The sequence below is a fragment of the Streptomyces sp. NPDC051636 genome (genome assembly GCF_044453765.1).
Classification (GTDB): Bacteria; Actinomycetota; Actinomycetes; order Streptomycetales; family Streptomycetaceae; genus Streptomyces.
The window spans coordinates 1-16678 of the sequence record NZ_JBITDA010000025.1 but is presented as its reverse complement, the minus strand read 5'-3'; the positions used below and the strand labels follow the sequence as shown (position 1 = coordinate 16678).

Genomic DNA, 16678 nt, shown 5'->3' with positions numbered 1-16678 from the left:
AAGGACTAACCGATGGACCTGACTTACCTCACGACCCTGCTGCGGGCCCGCTGGGAGCAGCTGAAGAACGCTGGCGACGCCGGCCAGTCCACCACCGAACTCGCCGTCATGGCCGCCGTCCTGATCGTGGTCGCCGGACTCGTGGTCGCCGCGATCAAAACGAAGGTCGCGGAGAAGATCGGCATCATCAACGGTGGGTGAGGGCCGCACTCACGATCAGGGGAGGGCAGTAGGTGAAGGCGCAAGGCAGTGGCCGCTGGCGGACCCTCGCCGCCCGGCTGCGCCCCGACCGCGGCGCCGGCAGCGTCGAGGTTGCAGTCCTGGCCGTCGTGGTGCTGATGCTCGTCTTCACGATCATCCAGGTCGGCCTCTTCTACCATGCCCGCAAGGTCGCACAGTCCGCGGCACGGCAAGGCGTGGACACGGGGCGGCAGTTCGGCTCCAGCCCTAGCGATGGCGTCGCCCAGGCTCAGGAGTTCCTTGCCAAGTTCGGCGGCAGCGTGCGCGGCGCGTCTGTCTCCTCCGCCGGCAGCACAGCCCAGGAGATCCACATCACGGTCACCGGGCATGTGGCCACCCTCGTCCCCGGACTCGAGCTGACGGTGACCCAGGACGCCCACGGCCCCATCGAACGCTGGACCAACCCATGATCCGCCTCCATCAAACCGCGCGTCAGCGCCGAGCCGGCCGGGACCGGGGGAGCGCCTCGGTGGAAGTCGCGGTGATCGCCCCGGCAATCATCGCCCTGCTCGGCCTGATGATCGCCTTCGGTCGCGTCGTCGACGCCGACGGAGCCGTCGACGCGGCCGCGCATGCCGCGGCCCGCGCCGCCTCCCTCGAGCGGGACGCCGACAGCGCCCAGTCCCAGGCCCGCGCGGCCGCCGAGGACAGCCTCAGCGGCGACGGCGTAACCTGCCAGTCCACCGAAGTCGCCGTCGACACATCCGGCTACTCCCTCGACGTCGGCCAGGCCGCCACCGTGACCGCCACGATCTCCTGCACCGCGCGTCTGTCGGACATCGGCTTGCCTGGCTTGCCTGGCGCCAAGACCCTCACGGCGAGTTTCACCAGTCCGATCGACACCTACCGGGGGCGGCAGTGATCCACGCCGTACGAGGCCTGATCGCCCGAGCCCGTACTGAAGCTGTCGCCCGCGGGGACCGCGGCTCCATGTCGCTGTTCATGGCGATGTCCGCGCTCGCCATCCTCATGGTCATGGGACTGCTCGTCGATGGCGGCGGCGCCCTCAACGCCTCAAACCGGGCCACCTCTCTCGCGCAGGAAGCCGCGCGCACCGCCGGTCAGCAGCTGGACCCTGCCCAGGCGATCGAAGGCACCGCCATCACCATCGACCCGGACGCAGCGCGCGCGGCCGCCCTGGATTACCTCGCCGCCGCGAACGTCGAAGGAGACGTGCAGATCACCGACGGTGGGCAGACCCTGACGGTCACCGTCCGCGACAGCTACGCCACGCACTTTGCATCCCTGCTCGGTGTGGGCACGATCCACGTAGACGGAACCGCGACCGCCCACCTGCAGACCCAAGCCGCTGGAGGCTGAGCCGACATGGCCCACCGCACCCCCAAGCCGCTGCGCGCCGTCGGCGCGCTGCTGCGTGCCCTCACCGGCCTCGTTCTCCTGCTCGCCCTGGTCGGTGGTGTCCCCCTGGCGCTGCTCACCTTCGGCCACCAGCCCACCGAACTGTCCGGCGGGCTCAGCCTGCTGCTCGAGCAGGACGACGGCACCCTGTGGCTGGTCGCGCTCACCTGCATCGGCTGGGCCGCCTGGGCCGCGTTCGCGTTCAGCGTCGTTGTCGAAATCATTGCCGTCGCCCGCCGCCGCTCCGCACCCCGCATCCGCGGCCTGGGCAGCATGCAGTCCCTGGCCAGCTTCCTGGTCGGCGGCATCGTCCTGCTGGCCCCGACCGCCGCCTCGGCCGCGACCACCACGCCGGCCGTCGCAGTCACCCAGACCGTGGGCGGCCCCACTGCGACCGCCAGCGCAACGCCGACCAGCTCGGCGACGCCCAGCACCGACTTCCCCACCCACACGGTCAAATCCGCCACCGAAACCCCATGGGACCTGGCAGAGGAGTACCTCGGCAACGGGCAGCGGTGGCGCGACATCGCCGCCCTCAACCCGGACATCCCCGAGCTGGCCTCCGGCGACCAGTACCTGCCCGCCAACGCGGTCATCAAGCTGCCCCTCGACGCCCGCCCTTCGGCGCCGGCCGCTGCTGCGACCGCTGCTACGGCCACCCCTGCGCCCGACAGCACCGCCGCCAAGAGCCCGGCTCCGCACCACACTCCGGGCGCCGCCGACGACGACGGCGACAAGGCCTCCGACGCCAGCACCTCCAGCGCCCGGCACGCACCCAAGCACGACGAGGTCACCGTCGCCCCCGGCGACAACCTCTGGTCGATTGCAGGCGACGAGTACGGCGACCCCACTGCCTGGCGGGACATCTACAAAGCCAACGAGGGTGAAGCTCAGCCTGGCGGCTGCCACTTCCACGACCCAGACCTGATCATCCCCGGCCAGCGGCTCAATCTGCCGGACACCAGCGAGCACGCCGAGGCACCGACCGAGCCCGACACCGGCCAAGACACCCCCGCCACCCCGCCCCAGGACAAGCCGGCCGACCACGAACCGGACAGCACGGCACCCAGCGCCGACGACCAGGACACCGGGCGCGACCAGGAGCAGCAGGCCCCGCCGGCCTCCACGCCCGCACCCTCGGCCACCCCCACTCCCGAGCCGTCCTCCGCCGCCCCGAGCACCCCTGCCCCTTCCGACAGCTCCTCCCCGGCCAAGACCCCCGCTCCGGCCGCCCAACCCGCAGAGGACAGCGCCAGCCCGGTCAGCGCCGTCATGGCATGGACCGCAACCGGCGTTGTCGCCGCGGCTCTGGTCGGCACCCTCGCCGTACGGCGCCGCCGGCAGCAGCACCGCCGTCGGCCCGGACGACGCATCGCCATGCCCAACGGCCGCGCCGCCGCCACCGAGCAGGGCCTGCGCAGCGTGCAGGCTCCCACCGGTTTCGACCTGCTCAACGTCGCCCTGCGCAGCCTCGCCCTCAACCTCCAAGCAGCCGGGCGCGACCTGCCCGCCCTGAATGGGGTGGTCCTGCACGAAAGCCGCCTCGAACTCCACCTCGCCCAAGCTGCCCCGCCCTGCGCACCCTTCACCGCGCCCGGTGACCGACAGGACTTGTGGACCTGCTCGGCCAACCACCCCGACCTGGCCGACACCGACGCCCTGGACGGCGTCGGCGCTCCCTACCCCGCCCTCGTCTCGATCGGCTGGGACGCCCAGGGCCGCTACGTCCTGGTCGACCTGGAGCACATCGGTCTCCTCCACCTGGACGGCGACGCCGACTCCGCCCGGCACGTCCTGCAGGCCATCGCGGTCGAGCTAGCCAACACGCCCGTAGCCGGACACCTCGAAGTCACCGCCCTCGGCCAGACCGTTCCCGGCCTGGAGACGGCCGTTCCCGAGCGCGTGGCCCGCTCCGCGGACATCGACGCCGCCACCGCCGAACTCACTGCTCACACCGGCGACCAGCGCAGCGCCCTGATCGCCCTGGGCGCCGACTCGCCGCGCGCCGCCCGGCTCAGCGACGACGCCGGCGACTGGACCCCGCACATCGTCCTCGCCGAACAGCTGCCCGACGGGCCCACCACAGAGCGCCTCTTGTCGACGCTCACCGAGCAGCCGCGCACCGCCAGCGCCGTCATCACCGCCAGCACCGCCGCCGACCTGCCGGACGAGACCTGGACGCTGAACTGCCAGGACCCCACCGCGCTGGTCGCACTGCCGAACTCCGGCCTGTTGGTCCGCCTGCAGAGCCTCGACGACGACCGATTCCACGACGCCATGGAACTGCTCACCACCGCCGACACGGACACCGACGTACCCGCAGCCCCCGTCAACGCCGACCTGCTCGAGGACGATGACCAGGGCCTCGACGGCCTGCCCGACGAGTACGCCGCCCTTGAGGAAGAGGCCCTCAACGACGAGGCCTCCGCCCCGGAGCAGAAGTTCCCCGTGCCGGTCACCCCGGCCATCACCCTGACCAAGGAACCGGAGAACACTGGGGAGTCCCTCGCCGACGTCCTGGCCGGCGAGGAGGAGGACACAGGCGACGCGGCCGAAGCCCCCGCCGCCAGCCCGGCCGATGTGTCCCTCGCACTGGCCACGCCCTGCGCCATTCCCACGTCCGCCGTCCACGCATCCATCCCCGCTCCTGCCGAGCCGGAAGCCGACGACCACGCGGCCGATGAGGCGCCCGGGGAGTCCCTCGCCGACGTCCTCACAAGCGACGCAGAGGACGACGACGCCCCCGCGCCAGCCCTCACCGCACGGAGCATCCCGCGGCGGCGGGCCTCCGGCCCGGACAACCCACCGACCGGGAAGTCGCTCACGGACGACGAGCCCACCCCGAACGGCCCATCCATCCTTCTGCTGGGGCCGCTGGCCATCGACGGCGCCATGGGACGCGTCGACTCCAACCGCAAGAGCGTCGCCACCGAACTCCTGGCCTTCCTCGCTCTGCATCCCGGAAGCGACCACCACGCCGTCGACTCCGCCCTGTGGCCCACATCCCGCGTCAACAAGGAGATGCGCAACGCCGTCATCAGCCGCGCCCGCTCCTGGCTCGGTACGGACGCCGACGGCAACCAGCACCTGCCCCGCGTTCAGAACACCCCAGACAAGCGCTACCGCCTCGGCCCGCACGTCACCTGCGACTGGCTCACCTTCCAAAACCACGCCCGCCAAGGCCTCAACGACCACAGCGAAGACGGCGACCTGGCCCTGCGACGCGCCCTGGCGTTGGTCCGCGGCCGCCCCTTCGCCGGCATGGACCCCCAGCGCTACGCCTGGGCCGAGCCCATCATCCAAGAGATGGTCTCCGCGATCACGGACGTTGCCAGCGAACTGTCCACCCGCCGGCGCGAAGCCCGCGACCCCCGCGGAGCTCTGTGGGCCGCACAGCAGGGCCTGCTCGCCGTCGAGGACAGCGAGACCCTCTACCGCGCGCTGTTCCTCGCGCACCATGCGGTGGGTGACATCGATGCGCTCCGCGAAGCCGCCGCACGTCTGCGCCAGATCAACGATTCGATCGGCGGCGGGGTCGAAATGGAAGCCGACACCGCCGAACTCCTGCGCAACCTCCTGCCCCGGCCCATCCAAGCCCGCTGAACCGAGGAACTGTGCCGATACCCGAGGAGCAACTCCGCGCCGGCCGCGGCCACGTACGGACGCCCAGCACAACGGTCCCGCTGGAGATCGCCGCCGCACGCGCCGCCCGTACCCGTGGCCTCCTCGGCCGCGACGGCATCGACGGCGCGCTGCTGCTCACCGCCACCCGCAGCGTGCACACCCTCGGCATGCGCTTTACCATCGACGTCGCCTACCTCGACGACGACCTACGCGTCACCGACCAGCACACCCTGCCACCGAACCATCCGCTCCCGCGCCGGAGGCGACTTGACCGGGGCATTTCCCGAGATTGTTGCCGCCGCCGCCGACTTGCCAGACGACACCGCGCTCGATGGGGAGCTGGTGGTGTGGGAGAACGACCAGCTCGCCTTCGAACGGCTACAACAGCGCCGGCACCGCAGAGCAGGAGCAGCCGCCCAGGCGGCCGCGCAATGGCCGGCCCACTTCGTCGCCTTCGACCTGCTGCGCCTGGGCGCCGATCGGACTGGGCAGCCCTACCGAGAGCGCCGCAAGGCACTGGAAGAGCTGTTCACCGGCCAGCAGCTTCCACCCCCATGGACGCTGTGCCCGGCCACCACCGATCCGCAGCAAGCCGCCGAATGGCTTCAGTGGTCGTCGGTGGGCATGGAAGGCCTCGTGTTCAAACTCCTTGATCAAAATTACGTGCCCGGATGGAGAGGGTGGAGGAAGTACCGGTCCCGGCACAGCACGGAGGCCGTGATCGGCGCGGTCACGGGCACGCTGGCCACCCCGACCACGGCCCTCCTCGGACGCTTCAACGCAGCCGGCCAGCTTCAGTACGTCGGCCGTACCGCCGTGCTGAACGCGGCCGCCCGCCAGAGCCTCGCCCGCGAGCTCCAGCCCGGCCGTCCCGGTCACCCGTGGACCGGGTGGACCTTCTCGGTCGGGTGGGGCGCACGGCAGGAGCTCCACGTCCAGCTGGTGGAAGCGATCATCGTCGCGGAAGGCGCCTTCGACGTGTCCTTGGATGCGTCGGGGCGGTGGAGGCAGCCGGTCCGGCTCATGCGCGTGCGCACCGATCTCGCGCCGTCCGAGATCCCCCCGTTCGGGGAAGAGAGCTGATGAATGTCCGGCTGGCCGAAGGGTGAAGGATGTGGACCTGCAGGTCCGCTACGGCCTCTGTGCCAGGGCAGCTGCGTTGCCCAGCGTTCCCCAAGGTAGGGCGGCCCCGGACGATCGGCACGATGGTCTTACCGCGCGGCGGCGCCGGGCAGCCCGTGCGACTGGCGGTGTGGTCCGCCTGCCGTACCTGGCGCGCAGGGAGACGAGCAGTGTCAGCGTGGAGTTCACACGCGCCTTCACTGGGTGCGCCCGCTGGGCAGACGGGACGGAGTGGGCGGTCATGGCACGCGCGATCTGGACAGGTGTGATCACGTTCGGGCTGGTCACGGTGCCGGTCGGCCTGTTCACGGCCACGGAGGACCACACGGTCCACTTCCATCAGCTGCAGCGCGGCACCTCGGACCGCATCCGCAACCGGCGCGTCAACGAACGCACCGGCGACGAGGTTGCAGCCGATGACATCGTCAAGGGCTTCGAGCTGGGCGAGGGCGAGTACGTCGTCGTCGAGCCCGACGAGCTGGACGAGATTGCGCCGGGCCGCTCCCAGACCATCGACATCAGCGACTTCGTCGACCTGGACGTCATCGAGCCCGTCTACTTCGACCGCACGTACTACGTCGCGCCGCGCGGCAAGGAATACCTGCCACCCCTGAACTGGGGTGTTGCAACGACCACTAGAACCAACGATCCCGCCGGGGCCTTGCTGCGTGGTAGACCTTCTCAGGCGACGGACCGCAGTCCGCCCTTGCCCGGTTTGGGGGGCCGTTTGGTGTAGCCGGGCACCTTGATCGGAGGCGGTCCGCCCAGGGCGAGCTGCCGGGTCATTTCCTTCTCCAGCTCGTGCTGCGACTCGTAGCCGGCCACGGCCGGGTTGAGGGCGTAGCGGTGGCCGCGGCCGCCGCCGGAGCGCAGCACGATGCCGCGGTCGACCAGAAGGGCCATGGCGCGGCTCATAGATGCCTGGCCGACGCCGAGGATCTCATCGATCTCGGACTGCTTCATGCCCACGGCGCCACCCGGGTCCTGGTGCGCGACCATCACCGAGAGGACATCGATCGACGTGGGGGTGAGCTGCAGCTGGTGCAGCATGCCCAGCAAGTCCGTGGTGGTCATCATGGCGAGGGATCCCTTCGGTCAGCCGAGCTCGGTCCGGGAGAACAGCGTGAGCTCGGGTGCGAGTTCGTCGGGGAACTTGGAGTCGAGGGCGAGTGCGCGCAGCTCGGCGAGGAAGTCGTGCTGCTCCTGGCCGTTTCCGTTATACGCGACGCGAGGGTTGAGCTGGTAGGAGGACCTCTTGACCTTGCGGATGAGGTTCTTCTCGCAGAGCGCGTCCAGGGCGTGGCCGATGCTGGTCCGCTTAACCCCGAGTTCGGCCGCGATCTCGGCGTGGGTGACCTCGATCTTGCCCTTCTTCTGCCTGCCGATCATGTTCGACAGCACGGCCGCCTGCAGCTTGCTGATGATGTTGTGCATCAGGCAGTACGGCAGGACACGACGCAGGAAATAGTTCGACACGAGCGAGTAGCCGGCCTCGCCAAGCATGTCGTGAGGAGGACGCCGGTAGACAACCGTCTTGACCTCGTGGACCGGGCCCTTGCCGAACTGCTCGGCGATCCGACGAGCGAGATCGGTACCCCCGTCCTGCTCAACGGGCTTTACCGGCTTGGGCGGTTGGGGTCGAGGACTCGCGCGCCAAGCGCGCAGGCCCTCTGCCGCTGCGTCCATGCACATGATCCTTTCGCGTACAGGTGCTGCGCACTGTACGGCAAAACTTGCGACCATCCGCATGTTACGCGCCGAAGAGTTGCTCCTCGCCGCAAGTTTGTGTCGGCGGACACCGACATCACCCGGGAGTGGGCCACCGCGGAGCCGTGCAAGGGGTGCCCCAGTTGTACGGGTGGCGTCTGGCGCGGCACACGCGCCCACCCCACGAGTACCTCACGGACGGCGAGACACTTCTCCACCCGGCTCCGCAGGGAACCCCGATTGCCCCGCCTAGAGGGCAAAACTTGCGGCTATTCACATGTCTCTACAGAGAGTTGCGGACAGCCGCATGTTTCTGAGGCGGATGTGGGTGCCAGCCGACATTCCAGCTCCCTTAATGTCGGTGGCCACCGACATTGGCATCCACAAAGCCGCAGGTCAGAGGCCATTTTCCCCCGACGCCTCTTAAGTAAAGACACAGTCCGTCGCTACTTCGTCTCCCCAGGTCACCGCACTGTCCCCAAGTACCCGACGCTGCAGCGGTGTTAACTCTCGCCCTAAGCCGACAGAGAAAGCCGATGGGCCTGAGCGGTCAGGCAGCTTAGGGATCGGTGCGAGGCGCGGGTGTCTTAGCGTCGGCTGGATGTTGCGGCCACAGCCTCCCCCAGGCGCTCGACTGAGAACGCGTGTCCACCCAGTCCAGGACGTGTCGGTGTCCTCATCACCAACATGTCGACTGCCCATTCATCGTGCGCGGTGTGAGCCACCTGGGGTGCGCTCTGTGGCTGAGGCGGCTTCGCGTGCGGCTCCGTGGGCACGTGGCGAACCGTAGGCGGAACCAGCGGCTCTGAGTCTCGGGTGGTGACGACCGTGACGGACAGGCGACAACAGTAAGCGTGGTTGCGGACAGTGGAGGGTTCCGCCGCCCGGCCTGGCGGCCGTTCGGCTCCTGTACCTCCGCACGTCGAATGCAAGCTTTCTGAGTCGGGACTTACGTTCTGTGGCTGAGCAATGTTGGGCCGATCGGAGCTGCCTTAAGAGATCCCGTGGCTCTTTAGGACACTCCGCACTGTGTTGCGGGAGTGTCCTGAGAGCTCGGCAATGGCCACCTCGGAGAAGCCCCCCTTCTTCGCTTCCAGGATCAGGCGATCCCGTTCCTGGCACATGCGCCGGTACTCCGTGAGCTTCGCACGGATCACTGCTCCGGCCGCGGGTTCCGGCGGCGGTGCGATCCAGGTTGGGGACCCCGGCACGCACATATGCGACATGTTGCGCCTATCCAGTTCCATGCGCGGCAGCGTAGAACCGTCGGCGGTGAACCGAAGGTCAACACGCTGTGCAGAAATGCGCAGAATGCTCAAAATTGCACAGTCACATTGGTCTGCTCGGGTGAATATCGCGTTCCTGTCAGGGCTGGGAGTTGATAGGCGCAGCCGCCCCCTGGGACACCTTGACTGCTCCGCCAGTGGCGGACCCGCCCAGGGAACTCATCCCCCGGCGCCATCCAAGTAAGGAACGCATAGTGTTCGACGCTCGCGTCTTCGCTGCTGTAGACATCGGGACCTACGCGATCGGCGGAGGCTGGACCACGGCGTCACCAGACAACGAGTCTCCCGAAACGCGAAAGATTCGCTTCTTCGACAACTGGGAATCGCAGCCGGGCCCCACCGTGAAGAACCTCTCAGCGCTCCTCCTGGATGCCAGCGGCGAGATGATCGCGTGGGGCTACGAAGCCCGGCGCATGTGGCTCACCCAGGGCATGGCCCTGCGCACGGTAGGAGCCAAGTACTACCACGGCTTCAAGATGGACCTCGGTGCTCTGGAGGAGGGCAAAGGCGCGGAGGAGAGCGCAAGCCCGGTCGACGACACCTCCGAACCCGAACGCACTGACAACGCCTGCGGCGTGAGCTCCCGCGACCTTTTGACCGCGAACCTGCTCACGTTGCTGCTGCGCCAGGTCGTGCAAACGATGCTTCAGCAGATCATCGCCAGCGGCTACGACGAGGACGACGTCCGCTGGGTGCTGACGGTGCCCGCCTGCTTCACCGACTACCAGAAGGCCATTTACCGTGATGTGATCAAGAACGCCGGGCTGCCCGGCGAAGACGGCCGGGTCCTTCTCTCTCTGGAACCCGAAGCCGCCGCCCACTACGCCCGCGTATCCGGAGCACGCCAGGGCCCCGCCGGCCCCGCGCTGATGGCCCCAGGCGCTCGCTTCATGGTCGTTGACTGCGGGGGCGGAACGGTCGACATCACCGCCTATCAGAACGACCAGGACGGCAAGATGATCGAGATCGGGCGGTCTCTGGGCGACCGCCTCGGCTCGGACTTCCTCAACCGCCGCGTCGAGAGCGAATACCTCCTCGACGCCTTCGGCAAGGACGTCATGGCAGACATCCGCGAGGCGTGCCCCGATGCCCTGCTGCACATGATCGACCAGTGGGAACGCGCCAAGGTCGCGGTGAGGCTCGACCAGGAGGAGAACGTCAACCTCCTCATCCCCACCGGGATCGACCGGAGGATGGGGGCGGCAGGCCGACGCCGGCTGGCCCGCCGCCAGAACAAGGTCGACGACGCCATCGTCCTCGCCCCTGCCCAGCTGCATGCGCTCTTCGACACCGTCGTCCCGGGCACTCTCGACCTCGTCGAGGCGCAGCTGAACGAGATGGAATCCGCTCAGAGCGACCCCGACGTCCCCAACGTGATCGTCCTTGCTGGCGGCTTCAGCAACTCGCCGTACCTCCAGCAGGCCATCAAAGAACGCTTCGCGACCCGGGCCACCATCGTTGTGCCGCCGAACCCCGACATCGCCGTCCTGGCCGGTGCCGTCCACTTCTGCTACGACCCTCAGACCCGCGCCCGCCGCAGCCGGTTCACCTACGGCATCGACACCGCCATGCGCTTCGAAGAGGGCATCGACCCTGAATCGTCCCGGCTGAGCACACCGGACGGGGACAGGTGCGTGGACCGGTTCAACGTCTTCGCCACAGCCGGACAGTCAGTGCCGACGGACGCCGAGGTCTGCCACGTGATCTTGCCCTTGTTCGACGACCAGAAGGAGATCGCGTTCGGCGTCTTCGCCACCCGGGACACCGAGCCCCGATACGTCACCGACGACGGCTGCGACCGATTGGCAGAGGTCACCATCGACCTCGGCCCGGTCATGCGCTTCGACCGGAAAGAGCGCGGAGTACGCACCTTCATGAAGTTCGGCGAGACCGAGGTCAAGGTCCGCTCCGAACTGGTGCAAGGAGGCGGCGAAGCCGCTACACAGGTCCGTTTCCACTCCAACTACTGATCCGAGACTCATGATGTTCCGTGAGCCCCGGCAACCTCCGCGGGAGACTGACAGCTGGCCCACAGGCGCCGACAGGGACATGCGCATCCCCCCGGCCTCCGTACCAAGCAACGAAGAAGCCCTGGAGACCGCCCTTCAGCGGATCGACGCGCTGGAGTTCGAGGTGCGACGCGGGGCCACCGAGCATCAGCGCATGTGGGCGCACATCAGCCGCCTCGAACGGCAGCTCGGCACCCTCCTTGCCGCCCAACTCGATCGCCGCGACGATCTCGCGGGAATACAGCACTGCGAGCACCAGGAACTCTCTCGCCAGACCCGGACACTGATTGAGCAGCAAGTCCAGAACTTCGCCCGCCAGTACAGCGACAGAACCGACCTCGACACGGACCGGCCCCGCCGGGAACGTACCGCGCACCTCATGTCCATGCTCATCCGACAGCTCCTGGACAAAAGGCCAGCGTCCAGCTGGTCCATCCAGCAGTCCCTTCGTCTAGCAGAAGACCCCGGCATCGAGGCCGCGATCAACCGGCTGCGGACCGACTGTGTCACTCTGACGGACCGCATCGCCAAGGTCGGGCTCGCACATGAATGGAGTTACGCCCACACCGTAGGAGCGCCCCCGGACCCTGGCAGACAGGAAGCCTGGGCGTCGTGCGACCCTGATGCGCCGATCTCCTTCCTCGTAGCGCCGGCGTACCTCGTCAACGGGCGCATCTACAGCCGCCAGCTCGTCTATACCATCTGACGGAAAAGGCCCCATGTGCGTGGGCCCGACCCGTCCTGTCCCCGGCGGCGGCGACCGCCGCGACCGCCGGGGCGGCGACCGCCACTGACCCACACCACTCGTGTGCCGGCGACCACGGACCCCGGCACACGGACGGCAGTCCCTCAGCACTGCGGCGTGCCCCGCGTCCGGGAGGTGCGCCGCAGGCCTGCCAGACGCGGGTCGGCAAGAGCGACTGGTCAAAAGATGCGCGCAGGTGCAGGGTGTGGACTGCGGCGCGTAGTTGTTCGGCTGCCGGCAGGGGCGGGGGCCGCCGACGCGCCCGCCACTGCCCCGGCGCCAGCGGTCCCGGAAGCCTTCACCGGCCCGACCCCAGCCCCGGAACCCGAGCCGGTTTCGGCGCCCGCTGGCGCCCCGCCGTCGCGTCCGGCGGCGAGCAGCACCAGGCCGTCGACGTCATCCCGGCGCCCGGGTGCGAGGAAGGCGGCGAAGAGGCCGGCCAACACGGCGGCCGCCGACCCGCGGTTCGAGAACGGCCCGCTGGCCGTGGTCGACGTCGACGGCGACCAGGTGGTGGCGTACTGCGTCGGCGGCCTGGTCCTGGACGTGCCCGCCAAGTCCCTGCCCGCGCTGGTGGAGTGGACGCTGACCGAGGCGAAGCTCGGGCAGGCCCGGCTGCACCGCCACGGCAAGGACGCCGACCCGGTCCTGGTCCTCACCCCGGCCGCGCTGGAGCGCTACGGCCTGCCGACCGAGCTGTCGGAAGAGGAACGGCGCGCCGGGCGGCTGAAGGACAGCCACAAGGTGGTCAAGCAGCTCGCCCGCGGGAGCTGGCTGCTGACCCAGCGCGGATTCGGGCCGTGGGCGCGGATCTACCGCAAGGCCGAGGGATCCAAGCGCCACTGCGTCCAGCTGTGCATCCCGGCCTGGAACGCCCTGGACGCGCGGGAGTGGGACAACAAGGACGACCCGCAGCTGCCCGGCATGCACCCGGCGGATCTCGCCCTGTACCTGGGCACGTACGCGGAGCGGGTGATGACGCCGCGGGGCACCACCGCGACGACCGGCCTCGAGCTGATGACCGCCCTGCGCCCGCCGACGCGCGCGGAGAAGGACGAGGAGACCGGGGCGTTCAAGCAGGCGTTCAACGCCGACGCCCTCACTCAGCTCTACCCCGTGGTGGAGTGCGAGGTCCCGGACGAGCCCCCGGTCCTCAAGGGCAAGTTCCCCCGTCACCACATGCGCACCCCGGCGGAGATGCTGATGGAGGAGCCCTACGACTGGTGCCGGCCGCTGACCGATGACGAGTGCATGAACCCGTACCTGGTCGTGATCGACGTCAACATGTCGTTCGCCGCGGCCGCCAACGGCCTCACCGTCGGACTGAACGGTCCGACCCACCTCACCGGAAACCCGCCCTTCGATCCGTCACTGCCCGGGTCGTGGCTGGTCGACCTGTCCCACGTCGACCTGTCCCGCGTGCAGATCAACGGCCGCACCGTCGACGGCGACCGGCTGCCCTCCCCGTTCACCCCGAACGGCGAACGGCCGACGGGCCCGGCCTGGTACGCCACGCCCACCGTCGCCTACGCCCAGGAACTGGGCTTCGAGGTCGCGCCGATCGAGGCGTACGTGCGCACCCAGACCGGCCGCTTCCTGGATCCCTGGTACAAGCAGCTGCGCGACGCCTACGTGGCGACGATGGCCGACCTCGGCGTCACCACGGACCTAAGCGGCCAGGAGTTCCTGGACGCGATGGCCCGCGCCAAGAGCGTGGACCCGACGATGGCGCTGCTGGCAGGCGCGATCAAAGCGACGGCGAAGGGCGGCATCGGCAAGCTGCGCCAGCGCAGCCGGGGCCAGGTGCCGTACTACGAGCCGTATCCTGCGCTCAAGCGGGAGACGTGGCGCCCCGACATCCGGGCCGCCGTGCTGGCGAACAACCGGATCAGCCTGCACCGCAAGCTGATGAAGACCGCCGCGGCGGCCGACCTCTACCCGGTCGCCATCGGCACCGACGCCATCGCCTACCCCTCGCCCGGCCCGTCCCCGCTGGACGTGCTGCCGCTCATGGCCGAGGGCAAGCCGACGCCGGGCACCTTCCGGCTCGGCATCTCGCCGGGGATGGTCAAGCACCAGGGCACCCGGACCGTCCTGTGGGCCGAGAAGCAGTTCGAGCAGCACGGCGGCGTGTTCAACATCGCCAACCTCATCAAGGGCGACACGACGGCCGGAGAAGGGGAGTAGCCGATGGTTGAGTCGATCGGGGACAGCCTGGACCGCGCGCTGGAGGGGGCGTTCACCCGCCGCATCCCGCAAAGCGCCCAGGCGCAGATGAAGTACCTGGTCAAGCAGCTCAAGGGCACAACGGCCACTGCGCAGGCGCTCGGGATCTCCCAGCGCACCGTAGAGCGGTACGTGGCCGGGAAGCTGAAGCGGCCACGCCGCGAGCTGCGCGAGCGCATAGAGCGCGAGGTGAAAAAGCGGTGGCAGCCGCAGGTCAGGGCCAAGGCCAAGAAGAAGGCCGCGACCACTGCCGGTCTGGTCGTCTCCACCCGGGCCCGTTTCGGGTTCACCGCAGCGCCGGGCACGACCGACGACGCCCGGATCCGGGACATCACCCAGGCCCTACCGCCCGAGTTCGCGGACCGCCTGTTCACAGCCCGGGAGCAGGGTGCCACCGAGCGGCAGCTCCAGCAGATCGCCGCCGAAGGCCTCGCACAGATGTACTTCCGCGCCAACAACACCCGCGCGCACGGCCTGGGCGTGGAGTTCACCGACATCGAGCAGATCGAGATCGAGCTGTGATCGTCCGCACGCACCGTGGCGCCCCGAAGCCGCGCACCGGTTCGGGGCCCCCTCTTGTTGCCGCCGGGTGATCCGTCGACGGGCTGACATTCACGAGCTTCCGCCGCACCTCTGGCTGGCTCGTGGAACCGTTGCCGCACTCGCGAGCGGCGCACCCCAAACAGAGGTTGTTACTCTCCGTAGGAGGATAACGGCAAATCGCCTGACGATATGTGACACCAGGAGCTTTTGCCCCTAAGATCCGTCACTATGAGTAGTGGACTCCTCGCTGAGGGGCAGCTGCGTTCCAGTCAGCTTCCCCTCCCCGCACCTCTTGTTCCACAAGCAAGTGGTGTGTACCTCGTAACACCCCAAGTTGCGGCCTCCTGGCTTCAGTTCAATCGGCCAGAAAACCGACGCATGTCTCAGCGGGCGGTGGCCAGCCTGGTCGCGGCGATGCTCGCTGGCGAATACCTCCTCACCCACCAGCCCATCGCCTTCGATGCACTTGGCCGACTGATTGACGGACAGCACAGGCTGGCCGCTGTAGTGCAGTCCGGTGTCACCGTTCAGATGTGGGTGATCATCGGCGCGGACCCCGATACGTTCGGCGTGGTAGACACGGGGCTGGCAAGGCGCCCAACGCAGTTTCTCCGCGTCAAACACTCGAACAGCATTCACGGCGCCCTGGGCATGATTCGGTTCGCTGAAGCATGTCGAGCCAACGACGGACAGGTCCCGGATAGCTTCCAGTTCGCGATGGACGTGAAGCCCTGCCTGGACATGCTGTCTGACTGGCCAGAAGTACAGGACTATGCCCAGGCAGCAGATCGAATCTTCCGTGCTTGCCGCCTCCCCCCGGCGCCCTTGCTTGCCGTGCTGGCCCAAGCGGCACGTGGAAGCTGTCCGGAAAAGCTAGGGCTGTTCCTGGAGCGCTTGAAGAGCGGCGCAGAGCTGGCCAGCAACTCGCCCATCCTGGCGCTCCGCCGCCGGGGTATGGAGCACCGGGCTGGCATGCGTGCTTTCAAGGACCGGGTGGCTATGTACGGCGTGATGGTCAAGGCATGGAACGCACACGCACGGGACGTTGGGATTTCATGCCTGAAGTTCACGTTCCATGACGTGGACGAATCAGAACTGCCCGTCCAACGGAAGGGAAGCACGGGCCTGAGGGAACGGATGCCCGAGGTGATCTGACGGCGGTGGGGCGCCCGAGTTCCAGTTTCGGGCGCCCCACCAGGTGCGGAGCTTATCCGCCCTGCGTCTTGCCAGTGCCAGACCTGACCGAACCTGCGCGCGTCGCCAGCAATGTGGGCCCCCGAATTTTCATGCACGCATCGGCCTGCCCAGCACACCGCGCTGGGCAAACTACGCGCCCAGGTCACCCGGCGCCTGGGCAGAGCGCCGACGGATGACGTCCGGCAGCTGGCGAGAGCAGGCGGCTGGGATGAAGAAGAGAGCCGACCATGCCCAGGCCGGTGACCACCACGCTCAGCAGGCCGGTGGATACCGACGGGTCGTCCGCCCCGACCACGCCGCAGAACACGGACGCCGCCGCCGTGAACACCAGGGCCGCCAGCACCCACCGCTCCCGCAACGGCGAGCCGGAGCGCGCCATCAAGCTCGTCCACCACGTCCAGCCAGTCATCACGCAGAACACCACGGCGGCCGGAGGCAGCAGAACCACCGGCGCCCACCGTGCTGTGTCGCCGTCGGACAGCCGATGCCGGCCCGGTAGCCGGCCCAGGCCAGCCACACCAGGTACAGCGGCACGCCGACCACGATCAGCACCCACATCGCGATCCGCAGCGTCCGCGCCCTGCCCCGCTCGCTCATCGTCTTCCCCTCGGTCGCCCGGC

General features: G+C 68.8%; 15 protein-coding genes and 1 pseudogene. 12 read left to right on the top strand and 4 right to left on the bottom strand.

Annotation, left to right across the window (positions count from 1 at the left end; genetic code table 11):
* Positions 1–12: 12 nt before the first annotated feature.
* The 7 genes and pseudogenes from ACIBBH_RS32750 to ACIBBH_RS32720 form a co-directional block, all read left to right on the top strand.
* Positions 13–201 (top strand): hypothetical protein, encoded by a 189-nt coding sequence (locus ACIBBH_RS32750; RefSeq protein ID WP_399410888.1) that lies wholly within the window; start codon positions 13–15, stop codon positions 199–201.
* Between the two features lie 32 nt (positions 202–233).
* Positions 234–650, top strand: a complete 417-nt coding sequence (locus ACIBBH_RS32745) for a TadE/TadG family type IV pilus assembly protein (protein WP_399410886.1) — start codon at positions 234–236, stop codon at positions 648–650.
* A 59-nt stretch (positions 651–709) separates the two neighbouring features.
* The gene (locus ACIBBH_RS32740; RefSeq protein ID WP_399410883.1) at positions 710–1102 is read left to right on the top strand and encodes a TadE/TadG family type IV pilus assembly protein; all 393 of its coding nucleotides are present in this window, start codon (positions 710–712) and stop codon (positions 1100–1102) included.
* Between the two features lie 68 nt (positions 1103–1170).
* Complete coding sequence (locus ACIBBH_RS32735) at positions 1171–1560, top strand: pilus assembly protein TadG-related protein (RefSeq protein WP_399410881.1); 390 nt, start codon at positions 1171–1173, stop codon at positions 1558–1560.
* Between the two features lie 6 nt (positions 1561–1566).
* Complete coding sequence (locus ACIBBH_RS32730; protein ID WP_399410879.1) at positions 1567–5202, top strand: LysM peptidoglycan-binding domain-containing protein; 3636 nt, start codon at positions 1567–1569, stop codon at positions 5200–5202.
* A 288-nt stretch (positions 5203–5490) separates the two neighbouring features.
* Entirely contained in the window at positions 5491–6306 is an 816-nt protein-coding gene (locus ACIBBH_RS32725) for an ATP-dependent DNA ligase (RefSeq protein WP_399410877.1), read from the top strand.
* A gap of 280 nt (positions 6307–6586) precedes the next feature.
* A pseudogene (locus ACIBBH_RS32720) lies at positions 6587–6949 on the top strand (Ku protein); the annotation flags it as partial.
* A gap of 77 nt (positions 6950–7026) precedes the next feature.
* Here ACIBBH_RS32720 and ACIBBH_RS32715 read toward each other — a convergent pair.
* On the bottom strand, positions 7027–7422 hold the full coding sequence (locus tag ACIBBH_RS32715) for a hypothetical protein (RefSeq protein WP_399410875.1): 396 nt from the start codon (positions 7420–7422) through the stop codon (positions 7027–7029).
* A gap of 18 nt (positions 7423–7440) precedes the next feature.
* Positions 7441–8031, bottom strand: a complete 591-nt coding sequence (locus tag ACIBBH_RS32710) for a replication/maintenance protein RepL (protein WP_399410873.1) — start codon at positions 8029–8031, stop codon at positions 7441–7443.
* 1444 nt (positions 8032–9475) lie between these two features.
* Here ACIBBH_RS32710 and ACIBBH_RS32705 point away from each other — a divergent pair.
* The 5 genes from ACIBBH_RS32705 (at position 9476) to ACIBBH_RS32685 (ending at position 16016) form a co-directional block, all read left to right on the top strand.
* Positions 9476–11308, top strand: a complete 1833-nt coding sequence (locus tag ACIBBH_RS32705) for an Hsp70 family protein (protein ID WP_399410871.1) — start codon at positions 9476–9478, stop codon at positions 11306–11308.
* Between the two features lie 79 nt (positions 11309–11387).
* Positions 11388–12053 carry a hypothetical protein gene (locus ACIBBH_RS32700; protein WP_399410869.1) on the top strand — a complete coding sequence of 222 codons (666 nt, stop codon included), beginning with the start codon at positions 11388–11390 and terminating at the stop codon, positions 12051–12053.
* 102 nt (positions 12054–12155) lie between these two features.
* Positions 12156–14279 carry a telomere-associated protein Tap gene (gene tap, locus ACIBBH_RS32695; protein ID WP_399410867.1) on the top strand — a complete coding sequence of 708 codons (2124 nt, stop codon included), beginning with the start codon at positions 12156–12158 and terminating at the stop codon, positions 14277–14279.
* Positions 14280–14282: 3 nt separating this feature from the next.
* The gene (gene tpg / locus ACIBBH_RS32690) at positions 14283–14840 is read left to right on the top strand and encodes a telomere-protecting terminal protein Tpg (protein ID WP_399410865.1); all 558 of its coding nucleotides are present in this window, start codon (positions 14283–14285) and stop codon (positions 14838–14840) included.
* Between the two features lie 414 nt (positions 14841–15254).
* Complete coding sequence (locus ACIBBH_RS32685; protein ID WP_399410863.1) at positions 15255–16016, top strand: hypothetical protein; 762 nt, start codon at positions 15255–15257, stop codon at positions 16014–16016.
* Between the two features lie 184 nt (positions 16017–16200).
* On the opposite strand, the gene ACIBBH_RS32680 is transcribed toward ACIBBH_RS32685, so the two are convergent.
* Both ACIBBH_RS32680 and ACIBBH_RS32675 read right to left on the bottom strand, forming a co-directional pair.
* Complete coding sequence (locus ACIBBH_RS32680; protein WP_399410861.1) at positions 16201–16467, bottom strand: hypothetical protein; 267 nt, start codon at positions 16465–16467, stop codon at positions 16201–16203.
* Positions 16467–16678 (bottom strand): hypothetical protein (locus ACIBBH_RS32675; protein WP_399410859.1); only part of this gene is annotated, 212 nt, incomplete at its 5' end. The genes ACIBBH_RS32675 and ACIBBH_RS32680, both read right to left, overlap by 1 nt.